15 protein-coding genes are annotated in these 19,233 nt (G+C 69.4%); 5 read left to right on the top strand and 10 right to left on the bottom strand.

All coding sequences use genetic code 11. The annotated features are described in order from the left end of the window. Nucleotides 1-38: 38 nt before the first annotated feature. Entirely contained in the window at nt 39-629 is a 591-nt protein-coding gene (locus EV379_RS01305) for an HhH-GPD-type base excision DNA repair protein (RefSeq protein WP_130504565.1), read from the top strand. 188 nt (nt 630-817) lie between these two features. Here the strand turns inward: EV379_RS01305 and EV379_RS01300 are convergent, their stop codons facing one another. Both EV379_RS01300 and EV379_RS01295 read right to left on the bottom strand, forming a co-directional pair. Further along, a complete protein-coding gene (locus EV379_RS01300; protein ID WP_130504564.1) occupies nt 818-1,852 on the bottom strand; it encodes an LLM class F420-dependent oxidoreductase in 1,035 nt (344 codons plus the stop codon). A 9-nt stretch (nt 1,853-1,861) separates the two neighbouring features. Then, on the bottom strand, nt 1,862-4,063 hold the full coding sequence (locus EV379_RS01295; RefSeq protein WP_130504563.1) for an acyl-CoA dehydrogenase family protein: 2,202 nt from the start codon (nt 4,061-4,063) through the stop codon (nt 1,862-1,864). Between the two features lie 294 nt (nt 4,064-4,357). Between EV379_RS01295 and EV379_RS01290 the strand changes: the two genes are divergently transcribed. Continuing rightward, nucleotides 4,358-5,296, top strand: a complete 939-nt coding sequence (locus EV379_RS01290) for an Ig-like domain-containing protein (protein ID WP_165397252.1) — start codon at nt 4,358-4,360, stop codon at nt 5,294-5,296. A gap of 52 nt (nt 5,297-5,348) precedes the next feature. Here the strand turns inward: EV379_RS01290 and EV379_RS01285 are convergent, their stop codons facing one another. Continuing rightward, nucleotides 5,349-5,756 carry a DUF7144 family membrane protein gene (locus tag EV379_RS01285; protein WP_130504561.1) on the bottom strand — a complete coding sequence of 136 codons (408 nt, stop codon included), beginning with the start codon at nt 5,754-5,756 and terminating at the stop codon, nt 5,349-5,351. A 180-nt stretch (nt 5,757-5,936) separates the two neighbouring features. Here EV379_RS01285 and EV379_RS01280 point away from each other — a divergent pair, with 180 nt between their 5' ends. After that, nucleotides 5,937-6,551 carry a Pr6Pr family membrane protein gene (locus tag EV379_RS01280; protein WP_130504560.1) on the top strand — a complete coding sequence of 205 codons (615 nt, stop codon included), beginning with the start codon at nt 5,937-5,939 and terminating at the stop codon, nt 6,549-6,551. 179 nt (nt 6,552-6,730) lie between these two features. Then, on the top strand, nt 6,731-7,207 hold the full coding sequence (locus tag EV379_RS01275) for a GNAT family N-acetyltransferase (protein ID WP_130504559.1): 477 nt from the start codon (nt 6,731-6,733) through the stop codon (nt 7,205-7,207). On the opposite strand, the gene EV379_RS01270 is transcribed toward EV379_RS01275, so the two are convergent. The 3 genes from EV379_RS01270 to EV379_RS01260 are packed head-to-tail and all read right to left on the bottom strand — an operon-like array spanning nt 7,157 to nt 11,560. Next, nucleotides 7,157-7,717 carry a GNAT family N-acetyltransferase gene (locus EV379_RS01270; protein WP_130504558.1) on the bottom strand — a complete coding sequence of 187 codons (561 nt, stop codon included), beginning with the start codon at nt 7,715-7,717 and terminating at the stop codon, nt 7,157-7,159. The two genes, EV379_RS01275 and EV379_RS01270, sit on opposite strands and share 51 nt — an antisense overlap. A 55-nt stretch (nt 7,718-7,772) precedes the next feature. Beyond that, nucleotides 7,773-9,788, bottom strand: coding sequence for a DNA helicase RecQ (recQ, locus tag EV379_RS01265; protein WP_130504557.1), 2,016 nt, complete (start codon nt 9,786-9,788; stop codon nt 7,773-7,775). 35 nt (nt 9,789-9,823) lie between these two features. Then, on the bottom strand, nt 9,824-11,560 hold the full coding sequence (locus EV379_RS01260; RefSeq protein ID WP_242616180.1) for a cytochrome c biogenesis protein DipZ: 1,737 nt from the start codon (nt 11,558-11,560) through the stop codon (nt 9,824-9,826). A gap of 172 nt (nt 11,561-11,732) precedes the next feature. On the opposite strand from EV379_RS01260, the gene EV379_RS01255 reads away from it, so the two are divergent. Next, nucleotides 11,733-12,398, top strand: coding sequence for a fasciclin domain-containing protein (locus EV379_RS01255; protein WP_130504556.1), 666 nt, complete (start codon nt 11,733-11,735; stop codon nt 12,396-12,398). An 88-nt stretch (nt 12,399-12,486) separates the two neighbouring features. Here the strand turns inward: EV379_RS01255 and EV379_RS01250 are convergent, their stop codons facing one another. The 4 genes from EV379_RS01250 to EV379_RS01235 form a co-directional block, all read right to left on the bottom strand. Continuing rightward, nucleotides 12,487-13,122 carry a copper resistance CopC family protein gene (locus EV379_RS01250; RefSeq protein WP_130504555.1) on the bottom strand — a complete coding sequence of 212 codons (636 nt, stop codon included), beginning with the start codon at nt 13,120-13,122 and terminating at the stop codon, nt 12,487-12,489. Between the two features lie 9 nt (nt 13,123-13,131). Next, nucleotides 13,132-13,902: a YcnI family copper-binding membrane protein gene (locus EV379_RS01245; protein WP_130504554.1), complete on the bottom strand. Its 771-nt coding sequence runs from the start codon at nt 13,900-13,902 to the stop codon at nt 13,132-13,134. A 168-nt stretch (nt 13,903-14,070) separates the two neighbouring features. Continuing rightward, nucleotides 14,071-14,754 carry a hypothetical protein gene (locus EV379_RS01240; RefSeq protein ID WP_130504553.1) on the bottom strand — a complete coding sequence of 228 codons (684 nt, stop codon included), beginning with the start codon at nt 14,752-14,754 and terminating at the stop codon, nt 14,071-14,073. Nucleotides 14,755-15,039: 285 nt separating this feature from the next. Continuing rightward, on the bottom strand, nt 15,040-19,107 hold the full coding sequence (locus tag EV379_RS01235) for an ExeM/NucH family extracellular endonuclease (protein WP_130504552.1): 4,068 nt from the start codon (nt 19,105-19,107) through the stop codon (nt 15,040-15,042). Nucleotides 19,108-19,233: the final 126 nt, after the last annotated feature.

Below are 19,233 nucleotides of genomic sequence, written 5' to 3'. Positions count from 1 at the left end.
CTGCCCAGCTCTGACCCGCCACCACGAAAGCGAGTGACATGACCATCTATCTGACCGGGGATGCCGCCAGCGACGCGCTCCTGGATGACAGCCCGCTCGCGCTGCTGCTCGGCATGCTGCTCGACCAGCAGGTGACGATGGAGACCGCCTTCGCCGGACCGGAGAAGCTGCGCCAGCGCCTCGGAACGCTCGATGCCGCGACGATCGCTCACACCGAGCCGGAGGCCTTCGTCGAGATCTGCAGGCAGAGCCCGGCCGTTCACCGCTTCCCCGGGTCGATGGCGGCCAGGGTGCAGGAGCTCTGTGCGATCATCGAGCGCGAGTGGGGTGGCGATGCGGCGGCGATCTGGACGAGTCCAGGCAGCGACGGCGCCGCCCCGAGCGGCGCGGAGGTGCTGCGCCGGCTGAAGCAGCTGCCGGGCTTCGGCGAGCAGAAGGCGCGCATCTTCCTGGCTCTGCTCGGCAAGCAGCGCGGGCTGGACGCCGCAGGTTGGCGCGAGGCGTCGGCGCCGTACGGCGAGGAGGGCTCCTACCGCTCGGTCGCCGACATCACGGATGCCGATTCACTCGGCCTCGTGCGCGAGGCGAAGAAGGCGGCGAAGGCCGCCGCGAAAGCTGCGAAAGGCTGACGCGCGCGACGCGTAGCGTCGCGAAAGGCGGCAGCCCCGGCCAAGGGAATCTCGGGTCCGTCAGCAGTGCTTAACGGTTCGAATGTGTCAGGGCTTCGGGGGCGGCCTCGTTCCTCGGCTGCTCCCTCAAGCCAGCGTGGGTTCGACAGGCTCAACCAGCGGGTGACCGCTGATTGAGCCTGTCGACATCAGCCGAGGAGGTCGGCGACGGCGCGCACCGTGCGCACATCGCCCTGCACGAGGATCGTCGTGACGACCGATTCCTCCCAACGGGCGAGCTCGTCGCGGATCTTGGCTGCTGGCCCGATGAGCGCGATCTCCTCGACCAGGCGGGTCGGAACCGCGGCGATCGCCTCCTCCTTGCGCCCGCCGAGGTAGAGCTCCTGAATCAGGTCGCACTCCGCCTCGTAGCCGAGTCGCGCGACGACGTCGCGGTGGAAGTTGGCACCCTTGGCGCCCATACCGCCCACGTAGAGCGCAATCATCGGGCGCACGGCGTCCGCCGCCTTCTCGACGTCGTCGTTCAGCACGACGGGGACCGTCACGGCCACCTCGAAGGCGGACTGCGGCGAGCGCTCGACGGCCCGGCGCGCGAAACCCTCGGCCAGCTGGGCCGCGAACTCCGCGTTCTGCCGAGGCGAGAACAGGAATGGCAGCCAGCCGTCGGCGATCTCGGCGGAGAGGGCCACGTTCTTCGGCCCTTCGGCGGCGAGGTAGATCGGCAGCTCGCGGCGGAGCGGGTGCACGGTCGACACGAGCGGCTTGCCGAGCCCTGTGCCGTCCTCGCCTGGATACGGCAGCGGGTAGAACGGGCCGTCGCTCGTGACCGGGGCTGAGCGTTCGAGCACCTGACGCACGATGTCGATGTACTCGCGCGTGCGCGCCAGCGGTTTCGGGTACGGCTGGCCGTACCAGCCCTCGACGACCTGCGGGCCCGAGGCGCCGAGGCCGAGGATGAAACGGCCGTTGCTCAGGTGGTCCATCGTGATCGCGGCCATGGCTGTCGCCGTCGCCGCCCGCGCCGACATCTGCATGATCGCGGTGCCGAGCTTCAGCCGCTCGGTCTGCGCGCCCCACCAGGCCAACGGGGTCAGCGCATCCGAGCCGTAGGCCTCGCTGGTCCACACCGAGTCGAAGCCGAGACGCTCCGCCTCCTGCACGGCCTCGAGCGCTCCGGCGGGCGGGCCCTGCCGCCAGTAACCGATGTTGTACCCGAATCGCATGGCCGCAGCCTACTTCGCGGCCGCGGTTGCGGTCGGTCGGCCCGGCTTCGAGCTCGGCTTGCCCTGCTTCTTCGGTACGGATGCCGCGGCCGCGGCCTTCGCCGCTTTCGCCGCCTGCTTGGCCAGCACCTTCTCGTCGAGCGGGGCCGTGCCGGACGCCCGCTGCTCGGCGTAGTAGGCGCGCGCCTCGTCCTGGCGCTCCTGCTCGATGCCGCTCGCGATCGGCGCGCGCAGGTGCTCGGGGCCGTAGCCGAAGGCGTTGACGAGGTCGACGGCGTGCGGGCGGATCCGGGTGAGCAGGCGGTCGATGTAGGCCGTGAGCGACTGTGCGCGCTGCGGCGAGAGGCGACCGTTGATGAGGTACCAGGCTGCGTGCTTCTCGATCAGGCCGAGGCCGAACAGGTCGCGCAGCCAGGTCAGAACCTGGGTCGTGCCCGGATCGGTGCTCTCGTCCCACTTGTCGAGCGCGCGCGTGAACGCCTCCCACTGCAGGAGCTCGCCGTGGGCACGAGCGGCCTCGATCAGCTCGTTCTGCTGAGCGTTGAATGCGGCGGCGGCGTCCGCCTTGCTCATGTGGCGGGCCTCGCGGAGGGCACCGGCCACCCCGGCGATCATCGTCTCGACCCGGTCGGTCAGCAGCTCGCGCTGCGAGTTCTCGTCGCGGAGGTGGTCGACGGAGCGCGCCGTCGATCCGAAGTCGGCGACGGTCTGTGCGAGGCTGCGCAGACCGCTGCCGTGGTAGGCGCGGTCGGCAGCCTGCGAGGCCACGAGCCGGGCGAGCGCGGCCGGATCGGCCTTGGCGAACTTCTTCGAGTAGTCGGTGAGCAGCCGCTTGGCCACGAGCTGCAGCAGCACGTTGTTGTCGCCCTCGAAGGTGACGAACACGTCAAGGTCCGCGCGCAACCCCACGAGCCGGTTACTGGCCATGAACCCGGCGCCGCCACAGGCCTCACGGGCCTCCTGCAGGGTGTCGAGCGCGTGCCAGGTGCTCAGCGGCTTGAGCGCGGCCGCCAGCGTCTCGAGGTCTTCACGGTCGGCGTCGCTGTCGGCCGTGCCGCTGAAGACGGAGTCGAACTTCACGAGGAACTCGTCGTGCGCGAAGGTCGCAGCGTACGTGGTCGCGAGCAGCGGCAGCAGTCGGCGCTGGTGGCGCTGATAGTCGAGGATCACCTCTTCGTCCGTGTCGCTGCCCGCGGTGAACTGACGGCGCTGGCTGCCGTAGGTGATCGCGATGGCGAGACCCATGGCGGATGCCGCCGTTGCGGCCCCATCGAGGGAGACTCGGCCCTGCACGAGCGTGCCGAGCATCGTGAAGAAGCGGCGGCCGGGGCTGGCGATCGGGCTGGTGTACGTGCCGTCCTCGGCGACGTCGCCGTAGCGGTTGAGCAGGTTGACCCGCGGGACGCGGACGTTGCTGAAGTGCAGCCGGCCGTTGTCGATGCCGTTCAGACCGCCCTTGAGGCCGTCATCCTCACCGCCGACGCCGGGCAGGAACTCACCGTTCTCATCGCGGATCGGCACGTAGAGCGCGTGGACACCGTGGTTGACGCCCTTGGTGATGAGCTGGGCGAACACCGTTGCGGCCGTGCCGTGCACGGCGGCGTTGCCGAGGAACTCCTTCCAGGCCGCGCGGAACGGGGTGTTGATGACGAACTCCTGCGTGGCCTCGTCGTACGTCGCGGTGGTCGCAACGCTCGCGACGTCGGAGCCGTGGCCGATCTCGGTCATGGCGAAGGCGCCTGGCACGTCGAGGTTCATCGCGCCGGGAAGGAAGGCCTCGTGGTGGTACTCGGTGCCGAGGTGCAGGATCGCGGCGGCGAAGAGACCCCACTGCACACCGGACTTGATCTGCAGGCTCGGGTCGGCAGAGACGAGCTCCTCGAATCCGGCGATGTTGCCGCCGTGGTCGTCCTGCCCGCCCTGGGCGGACGGGAAGGCGCGCAGCACCTGGCCGTTCTCGACGAGCAGCTTGAGCTGGCCGAACACGCGCTCGCGGTGCTCTTCCTTGCTCTGACCCTCGATGCGCTGCATCTCCGGCCGCCCTGCCAGCTTTCGCGAGGCCAGGCGGGCGTCGGCCCAGGTGCCGAGCAGCTGTCGCCCGAGTGCCTCGGTGTCGACGCGCACTGCGCTGGAATCTGCCGGCGCTTCGATCGGCGCGGGTGCGCCGTCTGCGGTGGTGCCGTCGGTCATGGTGCGAGCGGTGTCAACCATCGTTGGTCCTCATTCTTCGCTGTGAAACAGGTCTGTGTGACAGGTCTGACTTCACGCTACGAGCAGGAGGCATGGCAGTGAAATGCTGCGTCAACGGCCTACAAAGAACTCGGCGGGCGGATGCCGCAGAACTGTGTTAATCCCACAAGAGCTGCCCGCGCCATCCGGAGGTCATCGACAAGAGGCGCCCCGGGAACACGCTCGCCTCGGGGAGGGCACTGGGTAGAAAGCATCCCTCTCACTGGGGGCATTGCAGAACGCCGCGCACCTATTGACGTTGCTATGCTCGGCCAAATGCGCCTACCCGTCATCGCAACGCTTACCCTGGCCACGATTCTGAGCGTCGGCATCGCCGCCCCCGCCTACGCGGCCGACCCCGTCTCGTACATCGACTACTCCCTGGACGCGAGCGATTCGCAGTACACGGGTGGCAATTTCGCCGACGGCGGCGTGTCAACCGAGTGCACCATTGCCCCAGGTGCTGATCTTCGCTATTACACGGTCGAGCCATTCCACGTCGATGTCGCGGGTGACTACGCACCGGTCGACCGGGTGTGGACGCCGACCGGCGGCCTCCTCGGCGATGGCGCACTGGCGATTTACACGGCCGCCCCGGACACCGCCGACCTTGAGGATTCCTGCCTGTTCGGCACCGACGACGGGATCGGGCGCACCGTCGCCCTCAACGTCAACACCACCTACTTCCTCTTCCAGAGCACCTCGGCTCCGGCGACCGTTGGGTCATTCGGCTTCGATGTGTCCGGCCCGGGAACGATCGTGCTCGGCGCGTTCGTTCCCGCTGCCACCACCACGACTCTCTCGGCCAGTGCGGCCTCGGTGACCGTCGGCACGGCTGTCGAGCTCACGGCGACCGTCACCGGCGACAGCCCCACCGGGAACGTCGAGTTCTTCGACGGCGCCACCTCGCTGGGCACCGCGGCGAGCGCGGCGGGCATCGCGACCCTCACGGCCACGACGCTCGCGGTGGGCGACCACCCGATCACCGCCCGCTACGCCGGCGACGAGAGGAACGCCCCGTCTTCCGCCACCGCCATCACGCTCACCGTGACCGCGGCGGCAACGCCGAGTGTTCCGCCCACAACGGCACCCGTCGCAGCGTTGGCCGAGACGGGCAGCGACCCGTTCCCCGCCGGGCTCGCGGCGCTCCTGTTGCTCGCATTCGGTGCCGCGATGCTGGTGACCCGGATGCGACGAACGGGCGCATCGGACTGAGCCGTTCAACGACCGCTTGAGACGGAGCACGCTGCGTCTCAAGCGGTCGCCGTCACGGCTGGAAGTAGGCGCTGGCGGACCGCGTCCAGAGCAGGATCAGCACGATCACGGCGATGATCACTCCGACGAGCTCGGTGGAGATCAGCGTCGGTGCGGCAATAGAGGTGAATATGCCTGCCGTGATGGAGAGCACCTGCACGACGGTGACGATCAGGCGGGCGATGTTCCGGCCGCGCAGCAGGCCGTTCGCCACAGCCACGACGATGACGCCGAACAGGATTCCGACGATCGCCGTGGTGAGAAGACCGGCCGAGCCGCCGAAGGCTGCCTGCATATCCTTGTCGTTCTGCATGAACAGCAGGAGGACCCCGCCGACGATGTCGAGGGCGCCCGAGATCCAGGCGAGCACCGCGACGAGGGTGACCCCGCCCGGGCGACGATTCAAGGATGTGCTGTTCATGCGCTGCTCCCTCAACCACTCTGCGCGGGCGGCTCCCGCTGCGCTCAGCGTAGTGCTGACGCGCCGCGGAGCAACAGAGGCCGGCCGACGGCATGCACTCTGGCACCGTGGTGGACACTGTTCGCTACGCTCAAGCTCGTGGGTGCGCGACGGGCGCTCCGCACACCAGAGAGTGGATCCGTGAAGATACTGTTTGCCAGCCTCCGTTCCATCGCCGCCGCCGCGATCGTGGTCGCGATCGTCGCGCAGTTCATGAGCACCGCGTCGGGGACGGAGATCAATCCGTTCAACTTCTTCGGGTACTTCACGATCCAGGGCAACATCATCGCCGCGGCGGCGTTCGCCCTGTCGGCGATCTTCATCTTCGGCAAGCGTGCGCAGCCGAGGTGGCTCTCGTATCTGCGGGCCCTCGCAACGGTCATCATGGCCATCGTCGGCATCGTTTACAACACGCTGCTCGCCGACGCCGGGCTCGATGGCGCGTTCAACGTGCCGTGGTCCAACGACATCCTGCACATCTGGATCCCGATCTACGCCGTCGCCGACTGGGTGCTCTTCGGCGATCGCATCAAGCTGCCGTTCGCGCGGCTCTGGGTGATGCTGATCTACCCGGTCATCTGGCTCGTCGTCGTCCTGATCCGCGGGGCGAACGACGGCTGGGTGCCGTACCCGTTCCTCGACCCGGCCAGCGGCTACGCCTCGGTCGCGGTGTACGCCATGATCATCTCGGCGATCACGATCCTCTTCGGCTACGGCGCCTACGCGGTGACGCGCATCAAGATCCTCAAGCCCTAGCGGGTTTCGACAGGCTCAACCAGCGGAGTGCCGTCGGTGGTTTCGACAGGCTCAACCAGCGGAGTCCCCTCGGTGGTTTCGACAGGCGCAACCGACGTGGTCCCGGTGCTGCGCCCGTTGATCGAGCCTGTCGAGATCAGAGCACCCGCGGCCCGGCCCGCCGTGGCATCATCGATGACATGACAACCGCGTTGCGCCCGATGCCCGCCGACAGCCTCGCCAGCTGGATCGTCTCCTCGAACGAGGCATACCGACTGTCGCGCATAGCCGCAGGGGAATCGCCGGAGCTCGCCGCCAAGCGTGCGGCGGATTCGAACGCACAGTACTTTCCGGACGGCGTTCCTCTGCCGTTGCACCAGGTGTTCGATGTCGTGGACGCACAGCAGGACGGCGACACGGTTGTCGGGTATCTCTGGATCGGCCCACAGAACGACAGCACGACCGAGTGGTGGGTGTGGGACGTCGAGATCGACGAGGCGCATCGGAGGAAGGGCCACGCGCGTCAGGCGCTGCTGCTCGGTGAGGCGGAGGCACGGGCGCTTGGAGCCGCGTCGATCGGCCTCAACGTCTTCGGTTTCAACTCCGGTGCGCAGGCGCTCTACGAGTCACTCGGCTACGGCATCGCCGCGGTGAACATGAGCAAGAAGCTCGACTGACGCGGTCTGCGCGAGGTCGAAAGCCCACACATTCGAGCGGATCGGCGTGCCCTTCGGGTACTCGAAGTCCTCCTCGCCGCGGAGGGTGAATCCGGCCGCTCGGCAGAGCGCATTCGACGCGGCGTTGTCGATGCGCGGAAAGGCGAGCATCCAGCGGCGCTCACCGTGCCGTGCGGCATCCGCGACACAGGCGGCCAGCGCCTGAGTGGCGAGGCCGCGGCCCTGGTACGGGGTCGCGATGCTCCACCCCGTCTCGTAGACGTCCTCGCCCTGCCAGCTCTTCTTCCAGTAGCCGATCGAGCCGACCGCTTCGGCCTCACGCGAGGATTCAACGGCGAACATGCGCGCCTCGCCCTCCCGCCAGAGGCGGAGGAAGCGGGCGTGCCGATTCGCCAACGCCTCGGCGGATTCGGGACCGCCGAGGAAGCGTGTGGCCTCCTGGGTGTTGCTGCGCTCCAGAACCGCGAGATCCCCGTGACCCCAGGGGCGGAGTGTGATCGTCTCGTGCATGCACCGAGGCTACGGTGCGGCACCGACACGGGCAACAGGCGCCCGGCTCGGCCGCTCAGCCGAAGGCGGTGACCACGGTGACAAGGGCGTCGCCGTAGGACTCGAGCTTCTTCGCGCCGATGCCGCTGATGCCGTCGAGCTCGGCGAGCGAGCGAGGTTTGGCTGCGGCGACGGCGCGCAGCGTTGCGTCGCCGAACACGATGTAGGCGGGCACCTCGAGTTCCTTCGCCGTCGCCCCGCGCCAGGCGCGCAGCGCCTCGAACAGCTCGACATCGGCCGGGCTGAGATCGGCGAGTGCGGCCGTCTGCTTGCTTGAGCGGGTGCTGCGGGAGGCCGTGCGCTCCGGCTCGTGCCGCAACGACACCGTGCGGGCACCGGAGAGCACCTCGCCGCCGGCCTCCGTCATGGCCAGGGTGCCGTAATCGCCGGTGGACGCGACGAGGCCCTGTGCGAGCAGCTGGCGCACCACTCCGCGCCACTGCTGGTCGCCGAGGTCACCGCCGATGCCCCAGGTGGCGAGGGTCTCGTGTTGGTGCTGTGTGGTGCGCGGCGTCTGCTTGCCGCGCAGGATATCGATGATCTGACCGGCGCCGAAGCTCTGGTTGCGCTCGCGGCGCAGCCGGACGACCGTCGAGAGCAGCTTCTGGGCCGGTACCGTGCCGTCCCACGATGCGGGAGGGGCCAGGCAGGTGTCGCAGTTGCCGCACGGCCGGCTGGGCTGGCCGAAGTAGCTGAGCAGGTTGACCCTGCGGCACTCGACCGTCTCGCAGAGCGCGAGCATGGCGTCGAGGTGGGCGGACATGCGGCGGCGGTGCGCGATGTCACCTGGCGACTGGTCGATCATGCGGCGCTGCTGCACCACGTCCTGCAGGCCGTAGGCGAGCCACGCGGTCGAGGCCTCGCCGTCGCGGCCGGCACGACCCGTCTCCTGGTAGTAGCCCTCGACGGACTTCGGCAGGTCGATGTGGGCCACGAAGCGCACATCGGGCTTGTCGATGCCCATGCCGAATGCGATCGTCGCGACCACGATCACGCCGTCCTCGCGGAGGAAGCGGGACTGGGTGCGGGCGCGCACACCGGCGTCGAGGCCTGCGTGGTACGGCAGCGCGTTCAGGCCGTTCGCCTGCAGGAACGCCGCCGTCTTCTCGGTGGTTGCACGGGAGAGCGCGTAGACGATTCCGGCGTCGCCGGCATGCTCGGTGCGGATGAAGTCGAGCAGCTGTTTGCGCACCTCGTTCTTCTCCACGATGCGGTACTGGATGTTCGGCCTGTCGAAGCTGGAGACGAAGTGCTCCGCCCGCTCGAGGTGCAGCCTGGAGGTGATCTCCTTGTGCGTCGCCTCGGTCGCCGTGGCGGTGAGCGCGATGCGCGGGACGTCCGGCCAGCGTTCCGCCAGTTCGCCGAGCGCGAGGTAGTCGGGCCGAAAGTCGTGCCCCCACTGCGAGACACAGTGCGCCTCGTCGATCGCGAACAGCGCGATGTGACCGCGGGCGAGGAACTGCTTCGCCTGCTCGGTGCCGAGGCGCTCCGGCGCGATGTAGAGCAGATCGAGATCGCCGCCCAGGTAGGCACGCTCGACGGCCGCCCGGGTGCCCGGGTCCTGGGTGGAGTTGAGGTAGGCGGCGCGCACGCCGACGGCGTTCAACGCATCGACCTGGTCCTGCATCAGCGCGATCAGCGGGGAGACGACGATGCCGGTTCCCTCGCGCAGGAGCGCGGGAATCTGGTAGCAGAGGCTCTTGCCGCCACCGGTCGGCATGAGAACGACGGCGTCGCCGCCTGCCGAGACCTGGTCGATGATGGCGGCCTGCTCACCGCGGAAGCTGTCGTAGCCGAAGACCGTGTGCAGCGCCTCGGCGGCGCTCGCGAACTTGGCGGATGCCGGCCGCGCCTGCGCGGGCGGCGGGGCGGCGTAGCCGGCCTGGGCCGCGGCGGGACGCCCGGCGTCAAACGGCGCAGCGCTGGCGAAGTACGGGTCCTCCGGCGGAGCCCAGTCGTCCTCGGGCGGCGGCGGGAAATCCTCGCCGTCCCAGACAGGTTCTGCCCAGGCCGGCTCCGCGTAATCAGTCACCCGTCGAGTGTAACCGGGGCTTCTGACAGGCCCCGCTAGCCGAAGGTGAAGGAGAACGCCTGCACGCCGGGCGGCAGGGTGACGGTGAGCGCTCCGGTTGCCACGGCATCCGTGCCCAGCAGCTCGTAGGAGCGCGGCACCCCGCTCACCTCGATGCTCGACCGCTCGCCGTTGACGTTCACCGTCACCGTGCCGCTGCCTGCCAGCACCATCCGCACCTCTGCTGCCGTGTAGTTCAGCCGGATCTCACCGTTGCCTGTGCCCGGTGCCGCCTCGATCGACTGGGTGCCGAGCGTCCACTGCCCGCCGAGCGCGAAGCTGTCGGCCGGCTGCTCCGACGGCAGCCGGAAGCGGCTCGTCGCGGCCGAGTACTTCTCCGCCCCGGCGAAGTTCACCTGCTTCGTCGTGCCGAGGTAGCTCTCCGGCGTCGTCGCGCCGGAGAGCGGTGTCGCGTCCGCCACGTCCGTCGGGGCGGGGAGGCTGACCGTCGGGTCGGCCGCCGTGAGCAGCTCCCGGATGAGTTTCTCCGTGTCGGAGTATCCGCCCTCACCGAAGCGGATGTGGCGCACGACGCCGTCCGAGTCGATCAGGTAGTGCGCAGGCCAGTAGCGGTTTCGGTAGTTGGTCCAGGTGGCGAGGCTGTTGTCGAGGGCGACCGGGTATTCGATGCCGAGGGCCTGGGCGCCCGCCCGCACATTGCGTGGCTCCTTCTCGAATGCGTACTCGGGCGCGTGCACCCCGATCACCGTGAGGCCGGCGTCGCGGTAGGCCGCGTCCCAGGCGACGACGTGCGGAATCGAGCGCTGGCAGTTGATGCAGGAGTATGCCCAGAAGTCGACGAGCACGACCTGGCCGCGCAGCTCGTCCAGGGCGATGGGGGCGTTGCCCGGCGTGTTGAACCACTCCTGAATGCCCCGGATGTCGGGTGCGACCCCACAGCTCTGCAGCTCGGTCGCCCCGTTCGTGCACTGGTCGAGGTCCTTGTTCTGCTCGGTGACGAGACCGCCGAGGTCGAGCGCCTCCGTGATCTGCTCCGAGTTGCCGAACCGGTCCTGCAGCGCGCTCGTGTAGTCGGGGACGAGTCGCTGCAGCAGCTGCGGCAGGTTGACGACGAGCCCGGCCGCGAGCGCGATCATGACGATGCCCCCCGTGATGCGGATGCCGCGCTGATGCGTGCGGAAGCCGCGCACCCGCTCGGCGACCCGCCGCCCGGCGAGGGCGAAGATCAGCAGCGGCAGGGCCGCGCCGATGGCGAAGCTCGCCGTCAACACGATGGTCTCGACGCCGATCCGGCCGGTGGATCCAGCCACCGTGATCGCGGCGAGCACCGGCCCGGCGCAGGGCACGTAGACGGCGCCGAGGGCGATGCCGAGCACGAAGCCGCCGCGCTCGGTGCCGACATCCCTCTTCGGGATCCACGCGAACGGCTTCTCGAGGATCGCCTCGAAGCGGGGAACGATCAGGCCGATGCCGATCAGCACGAGCACCACGATCCCGGCCCAGCGCAGCACGTCCTGCGGCAGCCCGAGCACGGCCAGCAGCAGCGAGCCGATCAGCGTGAAGACGCTGAAGCTGACGACGAGGCCGAGGATGACGAGGTAGGGGCGCCAACGCGACGGCTCCTGGGCGAGCTCTACGGCACCGCCTGAGCGCTGCGTGCGTGCGCTCTGCACGCCACCGGACAGGAAGATGACGGGCAGAACGGGCAGGATGCACGGCGAGATGCCGGTGATCAGGCCTCCGGCGAAGCCGATGAGAGCGAGTGTGAGCACGATGTCCTCTCGATGCGATTGCAGAGGGTTCGGTGCCAGGCCCGATCGGGATTGGTGCCGAGGCCAGTTTCGGAAACGACCAATCCGATCCGCGGATGCCGCCGAATGCCCTCTTGAGCCCTCACAGCGCGTGGGCCACGGCATCCAGCCGATCAATCGAAGGAGAACTTCCATGCGTCACTTCACCAGCACCACGCTCACTGCCTTCGGCGTCGCCGCCATCGCCGCCCTCGCCCTGAGCGGCTGTTCGATGGGCTCCGCCGCCGGCGACTCCAACTCGAACTCGAGTTCGTCAGAGGAGTCGGCGCCCAGTGCGACGCCGGACGCGATGACGGCAGACCCGGCAGCCAACCTCGTCGGCCCCGGCTGCGCGGCCTACGCCGACGCCGTGCCGTCCGGAGCCGGATCGATCGTCGGCATGTCGTCAGACCCCGTCGCCGTCGCGGCCTCGAACAACCCGCTCCTGAAGACCCTCGTCGCAGCGGTCTCCGGGCAGCTGAACCCCGACGTCAACCTCGTCGACACACTGAACGGCTCGGAGTTCACCGTCTTCGCCCCCGTTGACGACGCCTTCGCCGCGATCGACCCCGCCACCATCGAGACGCTCAAGACCGACCCGGCCCTGCTCAGCTCGATTCTGACGTACCACGTGGTGCCCGGCCAGATCGCGCCCGACGCCATCGTCGGCACGCAGACCACCGTGCAGGGGGGAACCGTCGAGGTCACCGGCAGCGGCGACGAGCTCATGGTCAACGGCGCCAACGTCATCTGCGGCGGCGTGCACACGGCCAACGCCACCGTGTACCTGATCGACGCCGTGCTGCTGCCGAGCAGCTGAGCGTGCGGCCGCCCGTGCGGCCTGGCACCGCATGAGAAACGGCTCGGGTGTGAACCCGAGCCGTTTCTCTGTGCGCAGTTCTGGCCGGCTACTGGCGTCGGCGCAGCACGAGCACCGTCACGAGCACGGCAATCAGTGCGGCGCCGAGGGCGCCGCCGATCCAGAGCAGGTTGCTGAGCTCGGCGGCCGGAGCCGTCTCACCCTCCGTGCCGGCATCCGAGCCGGACTCGGGGGCGTCACCCGTCTGGCCGCTCGCGGCCGCGCACGAGGGCTCGACCGTTCCCTCGGCCAGCTGCACGCCGGCATCCGGGGCCCATTCGAACTCGTACGACTCCGAGATCACGTGGGAGTCGACCGAGATGGCCCGCCACGTCACCGTGTAGATTCCCGGCTCACCGAGCTGCGCGTCGAGCGACAGGGTGGGCCCGGTCACGACGCCGCAGCCCTCGCCGTAGTAGCGCGGGGCGGATGCCGGCCCGCTGACCACCATGGCGTTGCCGGTCTCGGCATCGAGGATGGCGTCACTCGTTGTCACCGAGAACGTTCCTGGCTGCTCGGTCACGACGGCGTCGGCGGCCGGAACCGTGTCGAGCACCTGGTTGTGCGCCGAGGCCGGTGCCGCCGCGCCGAACACGGCGGTGCCGAGTACGAGCGCTGCGATGGCCGCACCGCACGCGGCGCGCTGCCGCAGGCCGCGGCCAGAGGAGAACCGGTTTCGCGTCATGACGGCAGCCTACTTCGCGGCCTTGTCGCCGGCCGTCTGGTCGGTGCCGGCCGCGCCGGTCGCCTTTGCGGAGCGCCGGGTGACGACGGCCAGCGTGACGCCGATGGCGCCGACGATCAGGCCACCGACGCCGAGGATGCGAGCGACCAGGTCGGAGCTCGGCGCCTCGGGCGAGACCGCGGTCTCCTCGCCGCTCTCGGCGTGCGCGTCATCCGTGCCGGTTGCCGCGTGCCCGTGTCCGTCGCCGTCTGCGGCCGCCTCAGTCAGCACGATGAAGGGTGCCGGCAGCTCCGGCTCGTCCTCACCGGCGACGCTCGTCTCGCTCCAGCTGGTCTCGCCGACGGTGCAGCTCTGCAGCACGGGGAACTCGAGGGTCTCGCCCGCTGCGGCATCCGGCAGCTTGGCCGAGAGCACGAAGGTGTCGCGGTAGCCGTCCTCCAGCGGGGTGATGGCCGTGTAGACGACCTGCGACACGCGGGCGGCGTCGCCCTCACCGGTGCTGATCTTCTCGATCGTCCAGTTCGGGTTCACCGTCGGGCTGACCGAGATGATGCCCTCGGGAATGTCGATCGTCATCTTCGTGGTCGGCGATCCCTCGCAGCCGTGCGCGGCAGAGAAGGTGAGCAGCGTGTACGCGCCTGCTGCCGTGTCGCTGGGTGTGACGGTAACGTGCGCGGATGCCGCCAGCGGGGCGCCGATCGCGAGCAGCGCGCCGGCGGCCAGGCCGGCGACGGCCAGCGTGCGCGTGCGGGCGGAGGGGGAGGTGGATCGAGTGGTCATGAGAGTCCTTGTGTGCAGCCGATGCGGCCGTTGCTCCGGACGCGGGTCTGAACCCGCCCGGATGGCCGTGAACGATCGGCGAATGGGTGAGAAAGGTGCGGGCGCGGTCGACGCGATGTGCGTGGGGTGCGCGCGATGAGGTGGCCGGGGCCTCACGCTCTGCGTGGGCTAGGCGGCCGCGGTGAGCGGCGGGCCGCGGTGGCGCAGCGCCGCGTGCACGACGTCGAGCGGGCGCGGGATCCAGACGGTGCTCGCGGGGCGCTGGGGCGCGGCATCCGTGATCGGGGTGATCACGATCGAACGCACCGCGAGGCCGCGGAGCGCGAGGCCGGCAGTGCGGGCGAGGCCGCGCAGCGCCTGCTCGCCGTGCAGCAGGGCCGCGATCGTGAGCAGGCCGGCGATGGTGTGGCCGACGAGCATCCAGGCGTCGTGGTGCGTGCCGCTCGGCAGCGCGGTGCCCTGCGGCGCGATGGCCGCGAGCTGGGTCGCGATCTGGACGGGGCTGAGCTGGTGCCCGGAGTGCGTGCCAAGTGCCGCGGCCTGCACCACCGTTCCCTGCGCAGGCAGGGTGCCGAGCAGGCTGAAGAGACCGTGGAAGATGACCTGGCTTCCGGCGACGGAGAACACCGTGCCGATGAGGGCCGCACGGCCCGTGCTGCGAGCGGATGCCGGGCGGGCACGGCCACCGCTGAGCGCAATGCTGAGCATCGAGGCGAATGCCAGGGCCAGCGCGAGCGCGAGCCAGCTCGGCGTCGAGCCGCCGGCGAAACTGTGCGAGAGCGCCGCGACGAAGACGGAGAATGCGGCGACGACCCACCCGCGCGTGAACCGCGCCCAGCGTGAGTTCGTCATGCCACCAGTCTACGGTGCCACGAGAAACCACCGGCCGCCGTTTCGCGGAGCCGCTCAGGGCTTCGGTCGCTGGCGCTCCCTCAGCCAGCGTGGTGCGGAGAGTAGGCCGTCCACGGCCGTATCGACATCACGCCCGCGCGACAGCTCCTGCCCGCGAGGTCTCGATACGCTCGTTCCTCGCTACTCGACCAGCGAAAGTTTCGACTGGCTCAACCAGCGGGGGCGGCGGCGGAAAACCACGACGGCCCTCCCGCCGGAGCGGGAGGGCCGTCGATCATGGATCGGTTACCAGAGGATCAGGGGAACCGGCAGGCTTCGTGAAGCCTTGACGGTGTCCGAACCGAGGTAGTGCGCCGTCAGTAGGTGAATGCCCGGCTTGAGCTTCGGCAGCTTGACGCTGGCCTTGCCCTTGTCGGCTGCGGTCAGCTCGATCGTGGCGATGACCTTTCCTCCGTCACGCACCTCGACCGTTCCCGTTGCACGCGGCCCGGAGGCCGCCGCGACAGTGACGTTGTACTTGACGGCCGACCCGGCCTTGGCCAGCAGCTTGTTCGGAACCCCGAGCGTGATGCTGGCGATCTTCTCCGGCACCACGACGCTCTGGATCGTCATCGGCACCGAGACCGCCGTTCCCGTCGCGGCGACGGAGATCGCGAGCTGCTGCACGCCGTCGAGGCCGACCGGCACCGTGAACTGCGCGGTTGCGGTTCCGGTCTCGTCGAACACGGCGTCCGTCACCGTCGCGTCGACGGGGGCGGATGCCACGGCGGCGCCGCCGAGCGAGAGCTCAACGGTGCCGGGCGCCGGCGTTGTGCTGTCGCCGAAGGCCAGCGAGCTGAGCGTGACGGTGACGGATTCACCGGCCTTGTAGCCAGCGGCATCCGCCGGTGCACTCAGCACCGCACCGACGGCACGCTGCGCGTAGTCGGGCGAGGCCGGCGAGTTGACGGCGAGGTAGTCGACCATCGCCGCCAGGTCGACCTTGCCGGTGTCGGCGCGGTTGGTGCCGGAGGCGAGGACGGCGAAGTTGTCGCCGCCCGATGCCAGGAAGGAGTTCACCGCGATGCGGTAGCTGGCGGCCGGATCGATCGCCTCACCGTTCAGGGTGATGGCGCCGATGCGCGCACCGGCAGCCGCGCCGGGGTTGTAGCTGTACTCCAGTCCCTCCGAGACGCCGAGCTTGAGGAACGGTCGGCTCGCTCCGGCCGGCTGCCACTGCTGCTCGAGCAGCGTCTTCAGCTGCGCGCCGGTGATGTCCATGGCCACGAGCGTGTTGGCGAACGGCTGGACGACGGCCGCCTCCTTGTACGTGACGTTGCCGTCCGGGTCGTTCGGACCCGAGCTGGCGAACGGCATGTCGGTGCGCAGGCCGCCGGGGTTCATGAACGCGATCTGGGCTCCGGCGCTCTGCGTTGCCCACAGCTGCACGTCGGCCACGAAGTTGCCGAGCGTGGATTCACCGCCGCGGTTCTCCGTCGTGCCGTTGGAGAGCTTGGCGCGGTTGAACGGGGCCGTGATGTCGCCCAGCTTCTGTGCACCGAGCACGTCAGCGACGGCGACCGCATCGGCGACGATGGCCTGGACCTCCGGCACCGCGGGGTAGAGCGGCTTGGCGGGAACGGCCGGCGTCGTCGGCGTGGCCGGGATCGGTGCGCTCATGAGCGGCAGCGTCTCGTTGCTGATCGAAACCAGCTCCTTCGTCTGCGGGTTCACCTGCAGATCCATCAGGCCGAACTTCTCGCCATACTGGCCGCTCGAGATCACCGGGCGACCGTCGATCACGTGGTTGTAGGCGAGGTGGGTGTGACCAGACACGATCGCGTTGACGTCGGAGTCGACGCCGGTGACAATCTTGCCGAACGGCGAGTTCGGGTCGGTTGCCGACTCGATCGCGGTCGTGGCTGCGCCCTCGTGGACGAGCAGGATGACGACATCCGCCTCGCCGTTGGCCGCATCACCGTCGCGCAGCTGGTCGGCAACGCGGTTCACCTCCGTTGTCACATCGCGCACCTCGAGGTTGGCGATGCCAGCCGGGCTGACCAGCGATGGCAGCTCGTTGGTGACGGCGCCGACGAAGCCGACCGTGACGCCCTCGAACGTCTCGGTGAAGTACTCCGGCAGGGCCGGCTTCCCCGTCGTCTTGTCGTAGACGTTCGCCGCGAGGTACTCCCAGTTGGCCCGGTCGAGCACACGCCCGCTCAGGTCGGCCCAGCCCTGGTCGAACTCGTGGTTGCCGACGGAGCTGACGTCGAGTCCCGCCGCGTTCAGCGCGTCGATCGTCGGGTTGTCCTGCTGGATGAAGGAGGTGAACGTGGATGCACCGATCAGGTCGCCCGCCGCGGCGAAGACCGTGTTCGGGTTCGCGTCGCGGATCTGCTTGACCGCTCCGGCGAGAACCGCGGCTCCGCCGGAGGGTGCCGCCTGCTCGAGCCGGCCGTGGAAGTCGTTGACCGTGACGACGTTGATGTCGACGGGCTGCACCTCCCGCGAGACGCCGACGACGATCGGGTCGTGATCGCTGGACCGGAACGGGGTGCCGGCCTCCGTGGCGCCGAACTCGTAGCCGCGGTCGCTCCACTCCGGCGAGTTGATGTTCCAGACGCCGGCGCCCGTGACCGTCGGGGCCACCGACGGCGATGCGAGCACGTGGTCGAGCGAGCCGAGCTCACCGTTGAAAGTGTAGGTGTACTGGCCGGCGGCGTGCGTCGGCACGACATCCGTCCAGCCTGCCGCGGTGAAGACGTTGATCGGGTCCTCGTGCGCGTAGGCGTTGAAGTCACCGATCAGGAACACGTCGCCGCTGCCGGATTCCGCCTGCAGCTGCTGGCTGAAGGCGAGGAGGGACTGGGCCTGCTCCGTGCGCTCCGCATTGAAGAAGCCCTGCCCGTCGGCCGGCTCCGGCGGCGCGGGGGTGCCGCCGGGCGAGCTCTTGGACTTGAAGTGGTTGGCGACCACGGTGATCGTCTTGCCCTCGAAGGTGAAGGTCTGTGCGATCGGCTCACGCGCGATGTCCCACACGGTCTCGTCGATCACGGTCTTGCTCGCGCCGACCGGGGTCACTGCATCCTTCTTGTAGATGATGGCGCTCGTGATGAAGTCGGTGATCGCGGCGTCGTTCAGCGCCGTCGGGGTCGGCACGGCCGCCCAGATCTCCGAGCCGGCCGCGGCGTTGAGGCCGGCGACCAGGTCATTCAGCGCCGCGTCGATGTCGGCCGGTGTGCCGAGCTTGACCGAGTTCTCGATCTCCATCAGCGCGACGACGTCGGCGTCGAGGCCGTTGATGGCTGCGACGATCTTGGACTTCTGGATGTCGAACTCCTGCTGCGTCGCGGCGCCGCGGGCGGCGGAGTTCACGCTGGAGAGGGTCGTGAAGTAGTTGAAGACATTGAAACTGGCGAGCTTCACGTCGCCGCCGACCTCCGGCGGTGCGTCGGCGCGGAGGTTCACCGGGGTGAAGCTCACCTTGCCCGCGGCGTCGCTGGCATCCGTCAGCGGCAGCTGCGGCTGCAGGCGCCACTCGTTGAATCCGTAGCCGAGGACCATGCCGGCTGCGGGGAACACGGCGGTGTCGCCGTTGCGCACGACGTTGTCCTTGGTGAAGTAGGGCTGATCGCCGTTGTGCGACGCGTCGGTGACGCGCACGCTGTAGCCGTCGTCGACGAGCACGCGCGCGGCCTTGTTGGCTGCGGTGATCGCGTCGGCCTCCGCACCGGGGCCGACCAGCTCTGTGCTCTTGACCGCCGCGGTCTCACCGGCGTTCAGCCAGAGCTCACCGAAGGAGAAGAGGTTGTGGCTGGAGCTGAGCGCGTAGCTGCCGCTCGGGGCGACGAGCATGCCCTCGAAGGGCTCGCGGGCGTCTCCGCGCACGGTGTCCGGCAGGGCGACGGGGGCGGGCAGTCCGACGCCGGCGGTGACGAGCGCGACCGATCCGGCGCTCGCGTTGATCTGGGTCTGTCCGTTGCGCTCACCGGCGAGGCCGCTCACGGTGACCTGGTCGCCGATGGCGATGCCGGCTGCGGCGTTGGCCCCGAGGAAGACGAAGATGCCGTCAGAGGCTCCTGGGCTCGGGTCGACGTCGCCCCCGACGCCGGGAGTCTGCACGAAGATGCCGCCGAACCCGCCGACGCGGTGGTCGGCGGTGACGATGCCGTCGACGGTGACGGCGGTGTTGTTCGGCAGCGGACTGGCTGCGCCCGTCCCCTGGATCTGCGCGATCGTGTGGGTGGCGGCCGCTGCGACGGCGTCCTCTGCAAATGCCGGTGTGGAACCGAACGCCGTGAAGGCGAGCGCGGCCGTCGTCGTGACGGCGAGCGCTGCGAGCCTCCGCGAGCGGGAGCTGTGTTGCTGGTGCACGAGATCTCCTGTCGATGGGGTGCCCGCCTGTTGGCGCGCCGAAGACCGCGATGTGACCGCGGTGTGGCGCCAAGCAGGGCGACTGTTCGACCCCCCTGCGGGGGTCAGTCGCAGCCTAGGGAAGTG

Origin of the sequence: Microterricola gilva, assembly GCF_004217495.1 — a bacterium.
Classification (GTDB): domain Bacteria; phylum Actinomycetota; class Actinomycetes; order Actinomycetales; family Microbacteriaceae; genus Microterricola; species Microterricola gilva.
Note: the sequence above shows the minus strand (reverse complement) of the source record. Positions and strands in the feature narration are given on the sequence as shown.

Bases quoted from the DNA above. Each gene is read 5' to 3' on its own strand.
- EV379_RS01305 (WP_130504565.1), top strand. From the start codon at position 39: ATGACCATCTATCTGACCGGGGATGCCGCCAGCGACGCGCTCCTGGAT.
- EV379_RS01300 (WP_130504564.1), bottom strand. From the start codon at position 1,852: ATGCGATTCGGGTACAACATCGGTTACTGGCGGCAGGGCCCGCCCGCC.
- EV379_RS01295 (WP_130504563.1), bottom strand. From the start codon at position 4,063: ATGGTTGACACCGCTCGCACCATGACCGACGGCACCACCGCAGACGGC.
- EV379_RS01290 (WP_165397252.1), top strand. From the start codon at position 4,358: ATGCGCCTACCCGTCATCGCAACGCTTACCCTGGCCACGATTCTGAGC.
- EV379_RS01285 (WP_130504561.1), bottom strand. From the start codon at position 5,756: ATGAACAGCACATCCTTGAATCGTCGCCCGGGCGGGGTCACCCTCGTC.
- EV379_RS01275 (WP_130504559.1), top strand. From the start codon at position 6,731: ATGACAACCGCGTTGCGCCCGATGCCCGCCGACAGCCTCGCCAGCTGG.
- EV379_RS01270 (WP_130504558.1), bottom strand. From the start codon at position 7,717: ATGCACGAGACGATCACACTCCGCCCCTGGGGTCACGGGGATCTCGCG.
- EV379_RS01255 (WP_130504556.1), top strand. From the start codon at position 11,733: ATGCGTCACTTCACCAGCACCACGCTCACTGCCTTCGGCGTCGCCGCC.
- EV379_RS01250 (WP_130504555.1), bottom strand. From the start codon at position 13,122: ATGACGCGAAACCGGTTCTCCTCTGGCCGCGGCCTGCGGCAGCGCGCC.
- EV379_RS01245 (WP_130504554.1), bottom strand. From the start codon at position 13,902: ATGACCACTCGATCCACCTCCCCCTCCGCCCGCACGCGCACGCTGGCC.
- EV379_RS01240 (WP_130504553.1), bottom strand. From the start codon at position 14,754: ATGACGAACTCACGCTGGGCGCGGTTCACGCGCGGGTGGGTCGTCGCC.